Below are 19,835 nucleotides of genomic sequence, written 5' to 3' on the forward strand. Positions count from 1 at the left end.
GCGGTCGCGCTCACGCGCCTCCCGAAGCCTCCGCCGCACTCCCGAGCGTGCCGAACCGTCAATTCCCCAGTGCCCAGACATCAAGGTTTCCCCTTCTCGCTGATGTCAGCTCAAGGGGACCCCGAATTTCCCGGTCGGACTCCCCAAGTGTGCGTTCCCATCCGGTGTTAACTCCCCAGTCGCACCGGACGCACGTAGCCCACGGTCAAGCTATCGGCGCTTCGGGCGGGACGTCAAGTCTCAATCTTCACGCGCCGATCACGATCACCCCAGGAAACACGAAGCGGCCCGGGTCTCCCCGGGCCGCTTCTCGATGATTCCGCTACTGGTTGCCGACTGCTCCGTCGACGTTCCCGCGGACGTCGTCGACCGTGTCGTGGTGCTCCTCCGGCACGACCTTCTTGGCGAGACCTGAGGCGCCGTCGAGCACCTTGTCGCTGATGTCCTCGGCCTGTTCGGACTTGAGGAACTCGCCGATCTTGTCCTTGTTCTGCTCGTACAGGCCCTTGCCCTGGTTGACGAGGTCGTCGAAACCGCCCATGCTCGCTCCTTCGCGCACCCCCCGGCGAGGCGCCCAGACCCATCCTGTCGGGACGGATGCTGCGGCGGAACCCCTTTGCGCACGGTCAGTCGCGTGCGCATCTCAGACGCCCCGCAGACGCGGAGAAGCCCCCGGGATCACTCCCGGGGGCTTCTCGCAGCAGTTGCGCCGAAGAACCTTACTTGAGGATCTTCGTGACCGTGCCGGCGCCGACGGTGCGGCCACCCTCACGGATGGCGTAGCCGAGGCCCTCCTCCATGGCGATCGGCTGGATCAGCTCGACCGTCATGTCGGTGGTGTCGCCGGGCATGACCATCTCGGTGCCCTCGGGCAGCGTGATGACGCCGGTGACGTCGGTGGTGCGGAAGTAGAACTGCGGACGGTAGTTCGTGAAGAACGGGTTGTGACGGCCGCCCTCCTCCTTGGACAGGATGTACGCCGTGCCCTCGAAGTTGGTGTGCGGGGTGACCGAACCGGGCTTCACGACGACCTGGCCGCGCTCGACGTCGTCACGCTTGGTGCCGCGCAGGAGCAGACCGCAGTTCTCGCCGGCCCAGGCCTCGTCGAGCTGCTTGTGGAACATCTCGATACCGGTGACGATCGTCTTCTGCGTCGGGCGCAGACCCACGATCTCGACCTCGGAGTTGATGGCCAGCGTGCCACGCTCGGCGCGGCCCGTGACGACCGTGCCACGGCCGGTGATGGTGAAGACGTCCTCGATGGGCATGAGGAACGGCTTGTCCTTGTCACGCACCGGGTCGGGGATCGACTCGTCGACCGCCTCCATGAGCTCGAGGATCTTCGCGGTCCACTCGGCGTCGCCCTCGAGAGCCTTGAGGCCCGAGACGCGGACGACCGGAGCGTTGTCACCGTCGAAGTCCTGCGACGAGAGGAGCTCGCGAACCTCGAGCTCGACGAGCTCCAGGATCTCCTCGTCGTCGACCATGTCCGACTTGTTCAGCGCGACGAGCAGGTAGGGCACGCCGACCTGCTTGGCGAGCAGCACGTGCTCACGCGTCTGAGCCATCGGGCCGTCGGTGGCGGCGACCACGAGGATCGCGCCGTCCATCTGAGCGGCACCGGTGATCATGTTCTTGATGTAGTCGGCGTGACCCGGGGCGTCGACGTGGGCGTAGTGACGCTTCGGGGTCTCGTACTCGACGTGCGAGATGTTGATCGTGATGCCGCGCTGACGCTCCTCGGGAGCCGAGTCGATCGACGCGAAGTCGCGCTGCACGTTGGTGGCCGACGGGTACGTGTCGGCGAGCACCTTCGAGATTGCGGCGGTGAGCGTGGTCTTGCCGTGGTCGACGTGACCGATCGTTCCGATGTTCACGTGCGGCTTGGTGCGCTCGAACTTGGCCTTAGCCACTGGGTCCTCCTCAGGACGTTCGTGTAGAGGTTCCGGGCGCTGGTGTGCGCCGGTCGTCTACGGGGATATCTCCACCTTAGTAGAGACGGTTCTGTTGATTCTGTGTGAAGTTGTGCCGTCGGGATGCCGCGTCACCGAGGCATCCCGACGGAAAAGGGTTACTCGCCCTTGACCTTCTGGACGATCTCGTCGGCCACGTTGCGAGGAACCTCGGCGTAGCTGTCGAACTCCATCGAGTACACGGCACGGCCCGAGGTCTTCGAGCGCAGGTCGCCGATGTATCCGAACATCTCGGACAGCGGGACCAGCGCGCGGACGACCTTGACCCCCTGGGCGTCCTCCATCGACTGGATCTGGCCACGACGCGAGTTCAGGTCGCCGATGACGTCGCCCATGTACTCCTCAGGAGTACGCACCTCGACCGCCATGAGCGGCTCGAGGATGACGGGGTTCGCCTTGCGGACGGCCTCCTTGAAGCCCATGGAGCCCGCGATCTTGAACGCCATCTCGGACGAGTCGACGTCGTGCGACGCGCCGTCCATGAGGATGGCCTTCACGCCCACCATGGGGTAGCCGGCGAGCACGCCGACGTTCATGGCGTCCTGGAAGCCCTGGTTGGTCGGCTCGATGTACTCGCGCGGGATGCGGCCACCGGTGACCTTGTTCTCGAACTCGTACGTCTTGTCGGCCGTGACCTCGAGGGGCTCGAGCGCGAACTGGATCTTCGCGAACTGACCCGAACCACCGGTCTGCTTCTTGTGCGTGTAGTCGTGACGCTCGACGGTCTTCTTGATCGTCTCGCGGTACGCGACCTGGGGCTTTCCGACGTTGGCCTCGACCTTGAACTCGCGCTTCATGCGGTCCACGAGGATGTCGAGGTGAAGCTCGCCCATGCCCTTGATGACCGTCTGGCCGGTCTCGGCGTTCTGCTCGACGCGGAACGTCGGGTCCTCTTCGGCGAGCTTCTGGATCGCGAGACCCAGCTTCTCCTGGTCGGCCTTGGTCTTCGGCTCGATGGCGACCTCGATGACCGGCTCCGGGAACGTCATCGACTCGAGGACGACCTGGTTGGCGCTGTCGGACAGGGTGTCACCGGTGGTGGTGTCCTTCAGGCCGATGACCGCGTAGATGTGACCGGCGGTGACCGAGTCGACCGGCATCTCCTTGTTGGCGTGCATCTGGAAGATCTTCCCGATGCGCTCCTTCTTGCCCTTGGTCGCGTTGACGACCTGGGCACCCGAGTCGAGGTGACCCGAGTAGACGCGGATGTAGGTGAGGCGACCGAAGAAGGGGTGCGTGACGATCTTGAACGCGAGCGCCGCGAACGGCTCGTCGCGGTCGGCGTGACGCTCGATGATGACCTCTTCGTCCTTCGGGTCCTTCGCCTCGATGGCGGGGACGTCGAGGGGCGACGGCAGGTAGTCCACGACGGCGTCGAGCATCGGCTGCACGCCGCGGTTCTTGAACGCCGAGCCGCAGAGCACGGGGTAGAGCTCCGAGGCGATGGTGAGCTTGCGGATCGCGGCCTTGATCTCGGCGACCGTGAGCTCCTCGCCGCCGAAGTGCTTCTCGAGAAGCTCCTCGTCGGACTCGGCGACCGTCTCGAGAAGGATCTCGCGGTACTCCGCGGCCTTGTCGGCGAGGTCGGCCGGGATCTCCTGGATCTCGTACTTGGCGCCCATGGTCACGTCGCCCTTGGCGTCGCCGGGCCACACCAGTGCACGCATCTCGACGAGGTCGATGACGCCCACGAAGTCGCTCTCCGAGCCGATGGGCAGCTGGAGCACGAGCGGCTTGGCCTTCAGGCGGTTGACGATGGTGTCGACCGTGAAGTAGAAGTCGGCGCCCAGCTTGTCCATCTTGTTGACGAAGCAGATGCGGGGCACGTCGTACTTGTCCGCCTGACGCCAGACGGTCTCGGACTGGGGCTCGACGCCCTCCTTGCCGTCGAAGACGGCGACCGCGCCGTCGAGGACGCGCAGCGACCGCTCGACCTCGACCGTGAAGTCGACGTGGCCGGGCGTGTCGATGATGTTGATCTGGTTCTTGTTCCAGAAGCACGTGACGGCGGCCGACGTGATCGTGATGCCGCGCTCCTGCTCCTGCTCCATCCAGTCGGTGGTGGCAGCGCCGTCGTGCGTCTCGCCGATCTTGTGGTTGACGCCCGTGTAGAACAGGATGCGCTCGGTCGTCGTCGTCTTGCCGGCATCGATGTGCGCCATGATGCCGATGTTGCGGACCTTGTTGAGGTCGGTGAGCACTTCTTGTGCCACGGGGTGTCCTTAGCTGTTGAAGGTGGTTCTGGGCGGGCGGCCCTTCGACAGGCTCAGGGACCGGCGAACCGGTCTCTGAGCCTGTCGAAGCGGCTTACCAGCGGTAGTGCGCGAAGGCGCGGTTCGACTCGGCCATCTTGTGGGTGTCTTCGCGGCGCTTGACCGCGGCACCGAGGCCGTTCGAGGCGTCCAGGATCTCGTTCTGGAGGCGCTCGGTCATCGTCTTCTCACGACGACCCTTGGCGTAGCTCACGAGCCAGCGCAGGGCGAGCGTGTTGGCGCGGTGAGGCTTGACCTCGACCGGCACCTGGTAGGTCGAGCCACCGACGCGGCGGCTCTTGACCTCGAGGGTGGGGCGCACGTTGTCGAGCGCCTTCTTGAGCGTGGCGACGGCGTCCTGGCCGTTCTTCGCCTCGACACCCTTGAGGGCGGTGTACACGATCGACTCGGCGAGCGACTTCTTGCCGTCGACGAGGATCTTGTTGACGAGCTGGCTGACGATCGGAGCGCCGTAGACCGGGTCGTTGACGACGGGGCGCTTCGGGGCGGGTCCCTTACGAGGCATCTTTCTCAGCCCTTCTTCGCGCCGTAGCGGCTGCGAGCCTGCTTACGGTTCTTGACTGCCTGGGTGTCGAGCGCACCGCGGACGATCTTGTAGCGGACACCGGGGAGGTCCTTCACACGACCGCCGCGGACGAGCACGAGCGAGTGCTCCTGCAGGTTGTGGCCCTCGCCGGGGATGTACGCGGTGACCTCGGTGCCGTTGCGCAGCTTGACACGGGCGACCTTGCGCATCGCCGAGTTCGGCTTCTTCGGGGTGGTGGTGTACACACGGGTGCAGACACCCGCCTGCTGCGGGTTCGCCTTGAGCGCCGGCGCCTTGGTCTTCGAGACCTTGGGCGAGCGACCCTTGCGAACCAACTGCTGAATGGTTGGCACGTTCTCTCCTTGTTGTGCTGCACGGTGACAGCGTCGTGGTCTCCCCCGCGGCATCCGGATCTTGCGATTCGTGACGCTGCGGGCTCACGCGGACCCACCGACGCGCCAGAATGACTGACACGCTTTTCGTTGGTGGGTATGCCGTGGGGGTGGCCTGTTCGCAGGCCGTTCCCTGAGATGCGGCGCTCGCACCGGTTCCCGTACCGAGGCACGGTCGACGGCGCGCGTGAGCGCACACCCGCTCTATGATACGTGGGTTTCGGGGGTCGGGCAAACGCGGAAGCACGTTGCAGCCCCAACCGGTCGACGACACGCCGCAGCACGGCCGAGATCGCCTCCGGGCGTCTGGGTCAGCCGCTCGTCAGGAGGACGACGAGTGCCAGCGCGGCGACGATGACGAGGACGGATGCCGCGGCCACGACAGCGATCATCCGCCGGCGTCGGCGACGCCTGCGGATCGCATCGGCAGCAGCCGTGTCCACGTGATGCTGCGGCGTGCGGCGAGCCGGCTCCGCACGCACCGCGGTGACGGGAGGGACGGCACGGGCGCGGTAGGCGTCCGCTGCCGATGCGGGCGGAGCCGCAACCCGGCCGGGCGCCGCCCGAGTCTCCCCGGCGGGCTCCGGGGCGACCGGCTGCGGGGATGCGGCGCGCCGTGCGCCGGCGGAGGGATCGCCGGGCTCGGGTGAGGGCGGGTGGGCGGTCTGTCGCGGGCCGGCCGGCGCCGACTCGGTTGCCGCCTGCGTGGGAATCTCGGAGTCGGAGGCGACCGCCGACCTCTCCGAGATCACGGTGTCGTCGACGGCGTCGATCTCGGTCGAGGAGCGCCGCGACGGCAGCGTCCGCTCGTCGAACGCGTCGTGGTCCTCCGGCGCGGGCGCCGCGGTCCTGCGTCGGGAGAGGGCGGTGCGCTCGTCGTCGGGGTCGATCACCCGTCGCTCCGGCGCAGCCGGACCTCGGCGTCGCCCAGCAGGAACCGGTCGCCGGCCTCGACCTCCTCACCCGGAGGGGCCTCGACCTCGGTGCCCATCACGGTGGCGAACAGCACGCCGTTGGTGGAGTCGAGGTCCGTCACGTACCACTTGTCGTCGCGCAGCCGGAGGCGCGCGTGCGTCTTCGACACCGTGCCGTCCTGGATCGAGACGAGCTGCGCGCTCGGGTGGTCCGGGTCGGCGGCGGGCCGGCGGCCCAGGATGACGATCTCCGACGAGAGCGCGACGGGCTCGCCGGTCGGCGGCACGAGCGCCCAGTCGGTGCGCTTGCGGCGGGCGATGATCGTCTCTTCGAGGATGTCCTGCTCATCCGGGATCTCGGGCTTGCTGTGGAACGCCGACACCGACGATCGCGCCGATCGCGGTGAGCCGACGTCGGGCGCGCCGTAGATCGCCGACACCGGTCCGGAGGTCTCGGGGAAGGCGTCGGCCTCGCTCATCGGCGAGCGCGCGGGAGCCCACGGCTCGCGCTCGTCGCCCGCCGAGGGGGCCGCCGGCACGCGGGTGACGGGCGGCCGGGTGATGCCCTCCTCGCCGGTGGTCGCGGCGTCGGGCGGCGTGAACGACTCGGCGCCGGTGCGGGCGGGCCCGGCGGCCGCGGGAGTCGCGGCGGCGGTCGGGAGGGATGCGAGCGGCGTGGCGGGCACGGCGGAGATGGGCGCCGGAGCGCCGGGCACGGCGCCGGTGACCTCGGCGCTCAGGTCGATCCCGTCGAGCGCGAAGCCCTGCCACGGGTCCGCGTCGCCGGTGCCGTTGCCACCCGCCTCGGCGGGCGCGGCGGAAACGGGGCGGCCCGGCAACGGCGGGGGCGTCCACCCCGCGGCCGGCGGCGTGACGTCGGCCGCGGCGGACTCCTGAGGCGCCACGGGCGCCGCGGCGGCCGGGGTGGATGCGGGGGCAGGCTCAGGGGCGGGCGCCGCGGCCGCAGGTGCCTGCGGAGCGTACGCGGACGGGGGCGCGAACCCTGCGCCGGCGCTCGTCGGCACCGGCGGGACGGCCGTCGGCGCAGGCGGATGCGCGCCTGCCTGGGTCGGTGCACCGGGAGCCGGGAACGGCGGCAGCGGAGGAAGCGTCGCCGTCTCGCCCGAACTGCGCCGCACGCCGGCGCCGAAGGGCGCGCGGATGGTCGCAGCATCCGTTTCGCGTCCGACCCAGCGCGCACTCCCCCAGCCGACGATCGACGCCCAGACCGGGAGCAGCAGGAAGCCGAGGACGGTCATGCCGGCACCGAAGCCGAAGGCGACGTTGACGCGGTACAGCGCGATCGCCCAGACCACCAGGAACGCGATGCCCACGAACGGGACGAACGCGAGGACGACCAGCCACGGCGAGAGTCCCGCGAGCTGCAGGAGCACGATGGTGTTGAGGACCGGCACCCATGCCTTCCAGGCCTCGACGCCGGACTTGCGGAACACCGCCGACAGTGCGAGCGCGGTCCAGACGTAGAGACCCGCGAACAGCAGCAGGCTGATCAGCGTGCCGAAGACGGCTGCGGTGGCATCTGTGGCGTTCATGGCGTGGGACGCACGGGCTCGGCCCGTCGTCTCCCCCTCTCGGCGAATCGCGTGCGGCCGCCCGGTTCGGGCGCCATCGGACGGAACAACGATCTCAACGATACGGTCGCGAGCGCTCCGCGCCAGAACCCGCGTTCGCGGCGCAGGGCGCGTCGCTCCGCGTCGACGGCCTCCCAGTAGCGCCGCGCGGCGTCGGCGGAGTGGTCCGCGTGCGAGAACACGGCGCGGTCGGCGTCTCGCGCGAGCGCGGCACCCGCGGGCGTCGCGAACGCTGCGGCGAGCTCGCTGCGGGTGGCGGTCCGGGATGCCGCGCGCCCGCTGTCGAGCGCCGCGTCGACGTACTCGTCCCAGCCGCCCGCGATGCGGGTCGCCGGTGTGCCGGTGCGCCGGCGGGAGCGGCGGCGGGCGGCCTTCGTGCCGATCACGATGAGGAAGGGCCCGAGCGCGAGCACGAGCACCAGGAGCACGATGCCGCCGATCCGCAGCATCGGCCAGAGCCACGCCAGGTCGGCGCCGGTGTCGTCGTCGGCCGGGCGATCGGCGGCGGAGTCCTCCTGCGTGGGGTCCGGCGGCACGACCTCCTCGACCGAATCGGGGCGCACCTCGGTGACGTTCTCGGGGTCGCGCTGCTCGGTCGTGTCGAGGCTCGGCGACTGCGCATGCTGCGGGGTCACGTCGACCGCGACCCACTCGCCCGCCGCCGACTGCACCTCGGTCCACGCCGTGAGGTCATGCGCGCGGCAGGCTCCCTCGTCGCACGTCGCGAGATCGGGCTCGGCCGCGGACAGGCGCGCTCCCAGCACCACCCGCGACGGGAATCCGAGTTCGCGGGCCATCAGCGCCGCCGCGACGGCGAACTGCTCGTCGTCCCCGATCGCCGCGACGTAGTTGCCGGATGCCACGGCCCTCTGATCCGTCTCACGCTCGAGCAGGCGCGCGAACATCGTGTCGACGCGGGCGAGCGAGTGGCCCGAGGCGCTGGGCTGGAACGCGTAGTCGGGCAGGGCCGCCGCCCAGGCCGGCTCCTGCGCCCCCTCGTCGAGGCCGTGGCTGAGGTAGCCGCGCTCGCGCAGCAGCGCGACCAGGCCCGCGAGGGCCGAGCCGGCCGACCCGACCGCGTGCTCGTCCATCCACGTCCGGAGGCTGTCGGGGGCGGCCACGCCGCCCGGGTTCCCCGGCGCGTCGAGCTCGCTGAGCTCCGGAGCCTCGGGCTCGACGCCGCGCACGACGAACGCGTCGCCGGACTCGAATCCTCCCCCGGCGGTCTGGACCCCGGCCGAGGCCGAGGCGTTGTAATAGAACCGGTCCGCCAGCGAGGCGGAGCGGTCGCCGTCGAACGCCACCGCCTCGAGCCGGCCGGCGGTCGGCATCCAGATCCCGTCCCACGCGTCGATCTCGATCCGCGCCGCGACCTCGGTGCCCTCGCCGGCGTCGAGGGCCGACGGCACGCGCACGAACCTGCCGGCGTCGACGGCGCCCTCGCCGCCCGACCGGAAGATCTCGCCGTCGTAGGCGTCGAGGGTCGCGAGGCGCACGCGCTGGGGAAGCGCCCCGACGACGCCGTCGGTCACCACCGGCTCGACCGTGAACAGCACGTCGTCGGCGCGGGCGTCGGCGAACAGCGCGCGGTACTGCGAGAGCGGACTGACCTCGGCCGACAGGTCGATGTCGGGCCCGACGGCCGAGCGCAGCACCTCGCGCTCCGCGCCGCGCGCGGCGAACGGCACGACCGCCACCGCGACCACGAGCGCGACCGCGACCATGCCGGCGCCGAGCGCGGTGCGACGACGGTCGGCCGCGGAGGGGCGGCGCGAGATGCGGACGCCGCTGGATGCCGCGGCCCGCTGCAGTGCGCGGACGCGCTCGTCGTGGGTGCGCCACGCCAGCCACAGCAGACTCGCCACAAGGGCCGTGACGCCGACCGCGGTCTCGACGGGCGCGTAGAGGAACACGGGACCGACCTCGAGCGGGGAGCTCACGGTCGTACGGCCGAAGAAGAGCCCGAAGGTCACCATCCCGAGCGCCACCGGAACCGCGGCGTAGGCCGCGCGATCCTCCCGCCAGGCGAGCAGCAGGACCGTGCAGGTTCCGATGAGGAACACGACCAGCGCCGGGACGAGCAGGTTGCGGTACGAGCCCACCGGCAGCTCGACGGTGACGAGGTCCTTCCAGCCGAGCACCAGGCCGCTCGCCAGCTCGCCGAGGCCCCGCACGAGGTCGTCGGGCGTGCCCAGGCGCGAGGGCACCGCGAGAGGCACGCCGAGGATCAGCACCGCGAGCGCCAGCGCACCGGCCGCGGTCCAGCCGCTCCAGCGGCGCCACCACGCGACGGCGGCGATCCCGACGCCGGCCAGGGTGCCGACCATCACGAGGAGCGCGAAGGTGCCCGAGCGGTAGATCGGCCACGCGGCGACGGCCGCGACGACGGCGATCACCGCCGCGAACCCGGCGCCGGCCCACACGCGGGCGACGAGCCGGGGCGCGCGCACGCCGATGGCGTCGGCCGCGCCGCGGGGCGCGGCATCCATCCGCTCCATCACGGGGATCGGCCCGCTCACGATGTCGCTCCCCGCAGCAGCAGGCCCGAGAGGTCTTCGAGAGTCCCGACGGTGAGCACCGTCATGCCCGACAGCGGCTGCATGCGCGGGTGCGCGCGCTCGTCGCAGATGAGGCCGACGACCGCGGTGTCGGCCGGGAACGCGAGGGCCGCCTGCTGCAGCCTCGTCAGCGGCACGCGCGAGCCGACCACGACGAACGCGATCGACAGCCGTTCGCCCGACTCCGCTGCCAGGCGGCACACCTCGCCGACGGGCATCGTGCTCTCGAGCAGCTCGACGCCGCTGAAGCCGTCCAGCATGGGGCGCGGCGCCGCGGCGGGGATGTGGCGGATCGCGCGCAGGCGCCCGCGCACCACCCGCGGGATCTCGGAGCCGGTCACGATCTGCACGTCGCGTGCGTCGTGGACGGCGCGCAGGCCCAGCGACGCCGCGCACGACACGGCCAGCTCGAATTCGTCGGCATCCGCGTACTCGGCTGCGGCGACCGCGAGGACCACCGCCATGCGCGAGCGCCGCGACTCTTCGTACTGACGCACCATCAGCCGCCCGGTCTTCGCCGTCGACCGCCAGTGGATCTGGCGGCGCGAGTCGCCGGGAGCGTACTCGCGGATGGCGTGGAACGACATGTCGGCGTCGACCAGACGGCGCGTCGGCGCGCCCTCGAGGTCGCGGATGAGCCCCGCGCTCGTGGACGGGAGCGCGGTCGTGCGGGGGTGGACGTACAGGTCGTGCACGTCGGGGAACGAGTGCTCGCGGCGCAGCATCCCGATCGGGTCGCTGCGCACCGTGGTCGCCGGACCGACCCTGACGATGCCGCGCGGGAGGCCGGGGATGTCGAGCGGCTGCTCGACGGCGTTCCCAGGTCGCAGCAGCGGCACGCCGAACTCGACGAGGCCGGCCCCGACCGGGATGTCGATGCGGCCCGGCAACGCCGTGCGGTGGCCGTCGTTGCGCACGTCGATACGGCCGGTGACGCCCTCGCCTGCGACGATCCGCTCGTGCGTCAGCGACAGGTCGACGTCGTACGCGCGGGCGCCGAACAGGAACGGCACGGCGGCGAGGATGAGCACGACGGATGCCGCGCCCGCGACCATGAACTCCACCCAGCCGAAGACGACCCCGAGCACGAGTCCCACGGTCGCCGCAAGGGCCACCAGGGCTCCTGCCGGCCGGACGGTCTGAGCGGCCCACTCGGCCGCGGTCGTGATACCCGAGCCCGCCGCCCGCCACACGCCGGTCCACCACACGGCGGCGCGCACGAAGGCGCGTCCGCGGCGCGACTCGCCGACGCTCGTGGCCGTGGCGGTCACGTGCGTGCGGCCGGTCGTGCCGGTGGACTGGACGGTGCGCGTGATGCGCGGCTCCACCGTCCCGGTGGCGCCGCCGCGGCGCTCGGGGCTCGTCATACCGCTTCGCGCCTCGAGGGCGGTGCCACATCGAGCAGCACCTGCCCGACCACGGTCTCGGGGGTGACGCCGTCGAACTCGGCTTCGGGGTGCAGGATCAGGCGGTGCGACAGCACGGGCACCGCGAGCGTCTTGACGTCGTCGGGGGTCGCGTAGGTGCGGCCCTGCGACGCGGCCCGCGTGCGGACGGCGCGCGCCAGGGCGAGCGCGCCACGGATGCTGACGCCCAGGCGCACCTCGTCGGCCGTGCGCGTGCTGTCGACCAGGCGGGCGATGTAGTCGAGCACGAGCGCGTCGACGTACACAGCGGCGGCGAGGTCGGCCATGCCGACGAGCGCCTGCGGCGTGATGATCGGCGTGAGCTCGGCGGTCGCGACTGCCGCCCCGTCGAGGATGCGGACGGTCGCCGCATGGTCGGGGTAGCCGAGCGACGTGCGCATCATGAAGCGGTCGAGCTGCGCCTCGGGCAGGCGGTAGGTGCCCGCCTGCTCGACGGGGTTCTGCGTCGCGAGCACGAGGAACGGCACGCCCGCCTCCCGCGAGACGCCGTCGATCGTGACGCGCCCCTCCTCCATGACCTCGAGGAGGGCGGACTGCGTCTTCGGACTCGCGCGGTTGATCTCGTCGGCGAGCACGATGTTCGCGAAGATCGGGCCGGCGTGGAACTCGAACACGCCCTCCTTCTGGTCGTAGACGCTGAGCCCCGTGATGTCGCTCGGCAGCAGGTCCGGCGTGAACTGGATGCGCGTGTTCGTGCCCTGCACCGACTGCGCCATCGCCCGCGCCAGCGACGTCTTGCCGGTCCCCGGCACGTCCTCGAGGAGCACGTGCCCGTCGCTGAGCATCGCGGTGAGCACGAGCTCGACGACATGGCGCTTGCCGAGGACGGCGCGCTCGACGTTGTCGGCGATCTGCCCGAACGTCTGCGCGAACCAGTCGGCCTGCTCCTGCGTGATCGTCATGTGGTGTCGTCCTTCGTCGTGTGGGGAAGATCGTGGGGAGAGCGGAATCTGCCGCTCAGGGCGTGGGCGGCGGTCCCGGGTCGCCGTTGCCGGGCTGGCAGATCGCCGAGAACTCGGTGCTCGCGGGGGCCAGGCCCCAGCCCTGGGCGTCCCAGTTCACCGACACCGAGATGCCCTCGACACGGACCGCGCCCTGCGGCACGTCCCACGTGCCGGCGTTGTGCGTCAGGAGGCGGTCCTGCTTGTCGTAGTACCGCAGGCCGGCATTGCCGAACGTGAACGCCGCCGATGAGCCGTTCGGGGCGTTCGACGACTGACCGCGGTACGTGAGCGGGCTTCCCCCCACGCACGAGGTGACGGTCCAGTTGGCCTGAACCTGGTACGGGGCGCTGCCCGCGCGCGGCGTCACCGTCGACCACGCGGTGGCCGTGCCCCAGAAGTCGTGCACGTAGCGCACCTGGATGCCGGGATCCTGGCCGAACACCGTGCTACCGGGGCCCCAGCCCTGGAACTCGGCGTGATTGCGGTTGGGGAGCCGCTCGGTCGAGGTCGGGTTCTGGCGGATCACCCAGTCGGCGCGCTGCGACTGGACGCTCGGCGTGCCGTCGACCACGAAGGTCCAGCCCTGCGGCGCCCTGCCGGACTGGAAGGCGCGCACGCTCTGGGTGATCTCGGCGCGGCCGAACGACGCGCCGCCGTCCCACGACTCGACGCACGCGCGGAACGTGTACTCCTCGCCGTCCGTGAGGCCGGGGAAGGTCGCCATCGCGCCGTCCTCGGTCACCGTGCAGCGCTGGCCGTCCTGCACGATGCCGTAGCGCAGTGCCGAGCCGTCGCCGTTGCGCTGCGCGGAGGCGCGCGCGGTCACCGTCGCGGTGCCGTCGCCGTTCGACACCGAGCTGAGCGTCAGCTGCGGCGACAGCGGGCTGCCGATGCCGTTGGTCTGCACCGTCGCCGCGCCACCCGACGCGCTGCCGCCGAGCCCGGGCGGCAGGTCGAACCGCGAGTAGGGGGTGATGGTCACGATCGTGCCGGTATTGCTGCCCACCCGGAACCACGGCACCTCGACGCGGGTCTGGTTGCGGCTCACCGGCACCCGCACCGTCTCGCCGGCAGGGCTCGCGATCTCGAGGCTGCCGGTCTCGCCGGCCTCGATCCCGTCGATGACCAGCGACACGATGCCGCCCGTGCCGTCACCGGTGGGGACAGGGGCGGCGATCACGCTGGTCGGCGCGAGCGGCGCGTCGTACGCCCATGCGACGGTGCGCACGGCCGCCTTCGACTCACCGACGGCGTTGACGGCCCAGGCGTCGTAGGTGCGCTGCTCGCCGTTCGGGGCGGCGACCGCGGGGCACACGCCGTCCGCGGCGCACCGCGCCACCTCCTGCCCGCCGGAGCGGATGACGAAGCCGGTGAGCGCGGGGTACGCCAGCCGGGCCTCGCCCGGATCGATCCTCATCGTCACCGTCCCGTCGGCATATGCCGTCTGGGTGATGCTCGCGGGTGTCTTCGGGAATCCGAGCAGGTCGAGGAGCACACGGCCGTCGCGCTCGGCGTTCGTCACGCGGCCCTGGGCGTCGCGCACCGAGAACGTGGCGGTGCACGTCGCCCCCGGGGCATCCGTCGTCCACGTCGCCGTGATCGACGTCGCCGACGCCACCTGGAAGCCCACCCCGGCGCACGCGCCCGTCGGACGCACGCCGACGACCTCGAGCGGAGTGCGGGGCAGCGGGTTGACCTCGCCGCCCGCGCCGATCACCGGGATCGTGCACGACGACCCTCCGGCCTGCGAGCACTGCTGCACGACCGAGCCGCCCTGCGGAAGCGTCGACGGCGCGGCGCCGACGCGGAGGATGAGCCGCGCGGGGGCCACCGAGGGGTGGCTCGTGACGGAGACGAGCACGGCCTCCTCGGAGCCCGGGACGGCGCGGTCCGCCCCGGTCACGGTCACGATGGAGCCCTCCTGCGTGACCTCGAACGCGGTGCCGGCGTGCTCGGTCGCGTAGACGATCCCGTCCCAGTCCGGGCGCAGCTGCCACGTGGTCATGTTCTGCAGGTCGAAGGTCGCGCTCTCGCCGGGCCCGACCGTGATGGATGCCGGCCGGAGCTCGGGCTGCGGGTCTCGGGGGTGCACCACGATCGGCACCGACAGGTAGGTCCAGTCCTCCTGGCCGCTCAGGCGCACGGGGACCTGGCAGGCGTCGACCCAGGGTGCGCCCGAACCCGCGTCGTAGCGCACGACGGTGCCCGACTCGACGGTGCAGGAGGCCTCGGGACGAGCGCCCGATGCCCGCACGTCCTCTCCGAGCTCGACCACCGCGCCCCGGGGGCGCGCGACGAGGTCCGCCATGTCGAAGGTGGTGGACTCGAGCTCGGTGACCTCGGGCGGGGCGGCGTTCGCGCGCAGCGTCAGCGCCAGGTCGTTCTCGCCCGGCACGCGGAGGAAGCCGTACGACGTCACCTCGCCGGCGGTGCCCTCACCGGTGACCGCGAACGGGATCAGCCGCGTGGTCTCGGGGAGCTCGCCCCGCAGCTGCGAGCCCCGCACCGAGACGCCGTCGGGATCGCCCCACAGCGACAGCTCGAGGTCGTCGACGTCGCCGCCCGACCAGGTGACCTTGCCGCCGAGCACGTCGACTCCCCGGGGGAAGTCCTCACGGGTCTCGACGGTGAGGTTGGTGTCGGCGACGACCGGGAAGTCGGGGACGTTCTCGCGTACCACGCGCACCACGATGAGCCCGCGTCCCGTGTTGCCCGAGGAGGACTCGACGTCGTAGAGGAACGACATCGTCGCGGGCTCGTCCCCCGCCGCGATCCGGACCGTGGTGTCGTCCGCGCCCACGATCTGTTCGTTCAGCCGTGCGAACTCGGGGTTGTCGCTGCCGTCCACGAGCGTCGCCGGCACGTCGGGACGGATGTCGGTGACCCGCAGCTCGCCCAAGGTCGGGTCGACGTCGTTGGAGAGCGGGCTGACGCGGATCGTGTTGCCCGCACCTGCCTGCACCTGCACGTAGTCGGTGAACGTGACCGGGCTCGGGTTGGCCTGGCTGTCGAGCACGCCGATGCGCACGGTCCCGTCGGCGGTCGCACCGAACGCGTCGACGACGCGGTAGCGGAACGACACCTGGCCGCTGTCGCCGGGCACGCTCGTGTACATGATCGATCCGCCGTCGGCCGTGATCGTGGCCGCGCCCCGGGCGGGCTGCTCGACGATCCGGTCGAGGGTCACGACGTCGCCGTCGGGGTCGGCGCCGAAGTCGTCGAACTCGAGGATGGTCGACTGGCCGCTGAGCACGCGACCCTCGAGCGTGTCGGCGGTGGGGGCGCGGTTCGCCTCCGCGTCGATCACCGTCACCCGCACCGTCGCGGTGTCGGCGAGCGCCGGAGCGCCCGTCGTGAACACGGAGTACTCGATCGCGTACTGACCGGGCTCGTCGGGAGCGAGGTAGCGCAGCAGGTCGCCCGACGCGAACGCGAGCGCGCCCTCCGACGACGAGCTCACCGAGGCGGGGTTCAGAGTCGGCCTGCCGCCGGCGGGGGAGATGTCGTTGCCCGTCACCGGGATGTCGATCTGGGCGCCGGCGCGCACCACCACGGCATCGTCGACGGCGATCGGCGCGAGCTCCGGCGCGGGTGGCAGCAGGTACACCGTCGCCTCGCCCTCGACGCTCGCGCCCGCGTCCTCGGTGCCGTCGCTCACCACGTACGAGACGGTGCCGAGTCGTCCGGCGGCGCCGTCGGCCGTGGTCCCCGACACGCGGAGGTGGTTCTGGCCGACGCCGTCGACCGACAGCGTGGCGCCGTCGTCCGCCCGCGCGACGACGTCGCTCAACAGCAGCACGCGACGTGTCGGGTTCGAGACGGCGTCGAAGATCTCGAGGGTCGCGTCCTGCTGAGGGTGCACGAACGCGACCACCGGCGACGTGGCCAGCTGGGCCGGCGCGTCGGCGGGCAGCAGGGTGATGCGGGCCGTGGCGCTCGCCTCGCTCACGCCGTCGGTCACCGTGAAGTCGACGCGGAACGTGCCAGGACTCTTCGCCGCGAAGTCGAACGAGGTCGAGCCGCTGACCGCCGTCGCGGTGGCCGCGGCATCGTCGAGCACCCGCACCGATTCCAGCGACAGGGTGCCCGCGGTGCCCGTGACGTGCTCGGCGACGTCGACGGTGATCCCGGAGGCGACCGTGTCGGTCACGGCGAACGACTGCGCCGCGAGCTGAGGCTGCGGCGACACCGTGATCATGAGCGGCTTCACGGTCGTGCCGCCCTGGGTGTCGGCGACCGTCACCTCCAGCTCGACGAGCTGCTCTCCGCCGTCGCCGGCGTCGTCGTGCTGATAGACGACGTCGCCGCCGGGCGTCGCCGCGACGCTGCCGACGCCGCTCTTGTTCTCGACCGACAGGAGCAGCAGGGGGTCGCCCTCCGGGTCGACCCACCCCGGCAGCACGGGCACGGTCACCGTGCCGCCCCGGGCGACCTCGGGTTCGGGCCATTCGACGAGGCATCGCTCGACGCCGCACCACTGCGGCGCCGAGTCGGCGGCGGCGTCCGCCACCGTCACCGTGACCGACGTCGGGCCGGACTTCAGGCCGTTCTCGGTGGTGCCGTCGGTGACCGCGTACGAGAAGGTCGCCGATCCCGTCGCGCCGGGCTGCACCCGGAGGGCGAGGCGCTGGTCGTCGTCGGTCACCGACACGGTTCCGAACGCGGGGTCGAGCCCGGTGATCGACGCCGGGTCGATCGTGAGGACGTCCTCGTTCGGGTCGTGGTCGTTCATGAGCACCGGCAGCGAGGCGAGGGCGCCCGCCCGCACGCCGAACGCGTCGGGCTCGGCGATCGGCGGCTTGGGATCGAGCACGACCTGCAGCTGCTCCTCGCTGGGAACGGCGTCGGGGTCGGTGCGGTCGTCGAGGCTCCAGTCCTGGCTCGACGGGATCAGCGCGCCGTCGGGCACCGACCAGGCCCACCCCGAGCGGGTGTCGTTGAGGATGACCGCAGAGTCGCTCGAGACGAACACGGGGCGCTGCTGGTCGCCCATCGTCTCGTCACCGTAGTCGAGCGGCGCGGTGGCGCCGCTCGAGCGCCACAGCAGACCGCCCGCATCGCCCTGGCCGAGCCATGCCGCGTAGGTCTCGCCCCCGTGCGCGACCGGCTGCGCGGGTGTGCCGAGCACCGTTCCTGCACCGTCTCCGACCGGGGTCTGGATGGCCGACCCGTCGGCCGGCACCCGCACCAGCCCGGTCTCGTCGGCGAGATAGACGGCGGTGCCCTGCGCGTCCGGTGCGCCGACGACCACCGCACCCGTCGTCGGCGCCTGCGCCGCGGCATCCTGCCCGCGAAGCCACACCTCGCCGTCCTCGGTGTCGACCACCGCCCACGTGTCGCCCGCCGCCGTGATGGCCGGCGTGTCGATGCCGTTCTGGTCGAACGCGTCGCGCGCGCGCACCTGGCTCTCGCCGATGTCGTAGCGCAGCACCGAACCGTCGGCGCCCGAGTACGCGAACAGCATGCCGCGCTCGTCGACGGCGATCGCCTCGGCGGTGTACTGCGGGGCGTCCTCGTCGTCCGCGCCGAACGGGTCGAGCTGCGACGAGGTGCCGCTCGAAAGGCGGCCCGCGAAGACGGCGCCCGAGTCGGTGAGGTAGGCGACCCAGTCTCCGGCGGTCACGACCTCGGTCGTGCCGGACGGGGTCTTCTGCGAGGACTGCAGCGCCTCCTCGTCGAGGTCCGCGGGCATCGCGGCGTCGATGCGCGTGAGCGTCGAGTAGCTGTCGCTGAAGAGGTACGCGGCATCCCCCGTCTGCACCACCTGGTCGGGGTTGCTGATGCTGCGCACGGTGTCGAGCTCGCCGACCGAGGTGTTCACCCGGGCGTAGCGGCGGCCGTCGCCCGTCTGCAGCGCCCAGACCGCGGTGTCGACGTCGGGGGTCTCCTGCGCGTCGAGCCCCGGCCACACGATGCTGATGCCGATGACGGTGGCCACCACCGCGCCGGCGGCGACGATGCCGGCGATGGTGCCGCGTCGCATCAGAGCACCCCCGCGGCCATCAGCGCCACGACGACCGCGCCGGCGCCGGCGACGATCCCCGCTCCGATGCCGATGGCCCAGGGCAGCGCGGCGCGACCGCGCCGACGGGCGGGAGCCGAGATCTCGGTGTCCTCGTCGCGGGCGAGCTGCGCGACGCCCGTGCCGGCGCGCGTCTTGCGGGTGAGGTCGCGCTCCACGTGCGAGCGCGCGGGTCCGCGCAGCGCCGAATCCCCGAAATCGACGGGGGCGGATGCCGGGGACCACTCCGCATCGGGGATCTCGAGCGGTGTCGGCGAGAGGCCGAGCCCTGACTGCACCTCGCGCAGCGCCTCGCCGAACGCCCGGGCCGAGTCGTACCGGCGACCGGGATCGCGGCTCATCGCGGTCGCCAGCACGGCCTGCAGCGACGCCGGGACGTCGGCCCGCGTGATCTCGACGTAGGTGGCGCGCGCGATCCGCTTGCGCAGCAGCTCCTTGGTGTTCTGCCCGCGCTCGCGGCGCTCGAAGGGGCTGTGGCCCGCGAGGAGCGAGTAGACCGTGGCGCCCAGGCTCCACACCTCGCTCGTCACGGTGCCGCTCGTCTGTTCGGCGACGACCTCGGGAGCGCTCCACGGGATCGACATCGCGAGCACCTCGCCGCCGCTCTTGCGCTGCAGCGAGGCCGAGATGCCGAAGTCGGCGAGCACGGGGGTGCCGAAGGTGGTGATGAGGATGTTGCTCGGCTTGACGTCGCGGTGGATGAGCCCGGCGCGGTGCGCGGACTCGAGCGCGCTGGCCATGCGCACGCCGATGGCGAGGACCTCGTCGACGGGGACGCGCTCGACCCGGTACCGCTGCGCGAGCGAGCCCGGGCAGTACTCCATGACGATGTACGGGCGGCCGTCGGCCGAGATGCTCGCCTGGTAGACCGTCACGATCGAGGGATGGGCCGACAGGTGCGCGAGCACGTCGGCCTCAGCGTTGAACATGCGCCGTAGCTCCGGGTCGCGCACGTCGCTCGGCATGACCTTCACCGCGACGTTGCGGCGGGGCATGTCCTGCTCGTAGAGGAAGACGTCCGCGAAGCCGCCGGAGCCCAGCGGGCGGATGTAGGCGAGCCCGGGAAGGATCGGAGGCGCCGAAGGAAGCCGTGCAGCCACCAGCACACCTCCCCGCAGTCCGCCACCGTCACACCCATGTCGCCAGAGCGACAACAAACCCGGTCATGCTAACAAAACCCGCCTCCCGAGAACCCGCATGGCGAGCAGGGATGT

Annotated in this window: 12 protein-coding genes; all 12 read right to left on the reverse strand. The window is 71.6% G+C overall.

Going from position 1 to position 19,835, the window contains the following annotated elements; genetic code table 11:
- Nucleotides 1-322 precede the first annotated feature (322 nt).
- Nucleotides 323-541: an Rv0909 family putative TA system antitoxin gene (locus tag ASF40_RS17765; protein ID WP_056371400.1), complete on the reverse strand. Its 219-nt coding sequence runs from the start codon at nucleotides 539-541 to the stop codon at nucleotides 323-325.
- A 178-nt stretch (nucleotides 542-719) separates the two neighbouring features.
- Nucleotides 720-1,913: an elongation factor Tu gene (gene tuf / locus ASF40_RS17770; RefSeq protein ID WP_056371402.1), complete on the reverse strand. Its 1,194-nt coding sequence runs from the start codon at nucleotides 1,911-1,913 to the stop codon at nucleotides 720-722.
- Nucleotides 1,914-2,071: 158 nt separating this feature from the next.
- Nucleotides 2,072-4,186 (reverse strand): elongation factor G, encoded by a 2,115-nt coding sequence (gene fusA / locus ASF40_RS17775; RefSeq protein WP_056371404.1) that lies wholly within the window; start codon nucleotides 4,184-4,186, stop codon nucleotides 2,072-2,074.
- Nucleotides 4,187-4,280: 94 nt separating this feature from the next.
- Nucleotides 4,281-4,751, reverse strand: coding sequence for a 30S ribosomal protein S7 (gene rpsG / locus ASF40_RS17780; RefSeq protein ID WP_056117669.1), 471 nt, complete (start codon nucleotides 4,749-4,751; stop codon nucleotides 4,281-4,283).
- 5 nt (nucleotides 4,752-4,756) lie between these two features.
- Nucleotides 4,757-5,125, reverse strand: a complete 369-nt coding sequence (gene rpsL / locus ASF40_RS17785; protein ID WP_018171438.1) for a 30S ribosomal protein S12 — start codon at nucleotides 5,123-5,125, stop codon at nucleotides 4,757-4,759.
- A 350-nt stretch (nucleotides 5,126-5,475) separates the two neighbouring features.
- The gene (locus ASF40_RS17790; protein ID WP_056371406.1) at nucleotides 5,476-6,057 is read right to left on the reverse strand and encodes a hypothetical protein; all 582 of its coding nucleotides are present in this window, start codon (nucleotides 6,055-6,057) and stop codon (nucleotides 5,476-5,478) included.
- Nucleotides 6,054-7,631, reverse strand: a complete 1,578-nt coding sequence (locus tag ASF40_RS17795) for a DUF5684 domain-containing protein (RefSeq protein WP_056371407.1) — start codon at nucleotides 7,629-7,631, stop codon at nucleotides 6,054-6,056. Before ASF40_RS17795 ends, ASF40_RS17790 begins: the two co-directional genes overlap by 4 nt.
- Entirely contained in the window at nucleotides 7,628-10,189 is a 2,562-nt protein-coding gene (locus ASF40_RS17800; protein ID WP_235560272.1) for a transglutaminase-like domain-containing protein, read from the reverse strand. Before ASF40_RS17800 ends, ASF40_RS17795 begins: the two co-directional genes overlap by 4 nt.
- Complete coding sequence (locus ASF40_RS17805; RefSeq protein ID WP_056371409.1) at nucleotides 10,186-11,595, reverse strand: DUF58 domain-containing protein; 1,410 nt, start codon at nucleotides 11,593-11,595, stop codon at nucleotides 10,186-10,188. The genes ASF40_RS17800 and ASF40_RS17805 overlap by 4 nt, the downstream gene beginning before the upstream one ends.
- A complete protein-coding gene (locus ASF40_RS17810; protein ID WP_056371411.1) occupies nucleotides 11,592-12,557 on the reverse strand; it encodes an AAA family ATPase in 966 nt (321 codons plus the stop codon). Before ASF40_RS17810 ends, ASF40_RS17805 begins: the two co-directional genes overlap by 4 nt.
- 55 nt (nucleotides 12,558-12,612) lie before the next feature.
- Nucleotides 12,613-18,582 (reverse strand): Ig-like domain-containing protein, encoded by a 5,970-nt coding sequence (locus ASF40_RS17815; protein ID WP_056371414.1) that lies wholly within the window; start codon nucleotides 18,580-18,582, stop codon nucleotides 12,613-12,615.
- Complete coding sequence (locus ASF40_RS17820; protein WP_056371640.1) at nucleotides 18,582-19,721, reverse strand: serine/threonine-protein kinase; 1,140 nt, start codon at nucleotides 19,719-19,721, stop codon at nucleotides 18,582-18,584. The genes ASF40_RS17815 and ASF40_RS17820 overlap by 1 nt, the downstream gene beginning before the upstream one ends.
- Nucleotides 19,722-19,835: the final 114 nt, after the last annotated feature.

The organism is Microbacterium sp. Leaf288, from assembly GCF_001422925.1.
Lineage (GTDB): Bacteria > Actinomycetota > Actinomycetes > Actinomycetales > Microbacteriaceae > Microbacterium.

What these genes read in the sequence shown, in the direction of transcription:
- ASF40_RS17815 (WP_056371414.1), bottom strand. Translation starts at nt 18,582, where the DNA reads ATGCGACGCGGCACCATCGCCGGCATCGTCGCCGCCGGCGCGGTGGTG.
- ASF40_RS17805 (WP_056371409.1), bottom strand. Translation starts at nt 11,595, where the DNA reads ATGACGAGCCCCGAGCGCCGCGGCGGCGCCACCGGGACGGTGGAGCCG.
- rpsG (WP_056117669.1), bottom strand. Translation starts at nt 4,751, where the DNA reads ATGCCTCGTAAGGGACCCGCCCCGAAGCGCCCCGTCGTCAACGACCCG.
- ASF40_RS17795 (WP_056371407.1), bottom strand. Translation starts at nt 7,631, where the DNA reads ATGAACGCCACAGATGCCACCGCAGCCGTCTTCGGCACGCTGATCAGC.
- ASF40_RS17765 (WP_056371400.1), bottom strand. Translation starts at nt 541, where the DNA reads ATGGGCGGTTTCGACGACCTCGTCAACCAGGGCAAGGGCCTGTACGAG.
- ASF40_RS17810 (WP_056371411.1), bottom strand. Translation starts at nt 12,557, where the DNA reads ATGACGATCACGCAGGAGCAGGCCGACTGGTTCGCGCAGACGTTCGGG.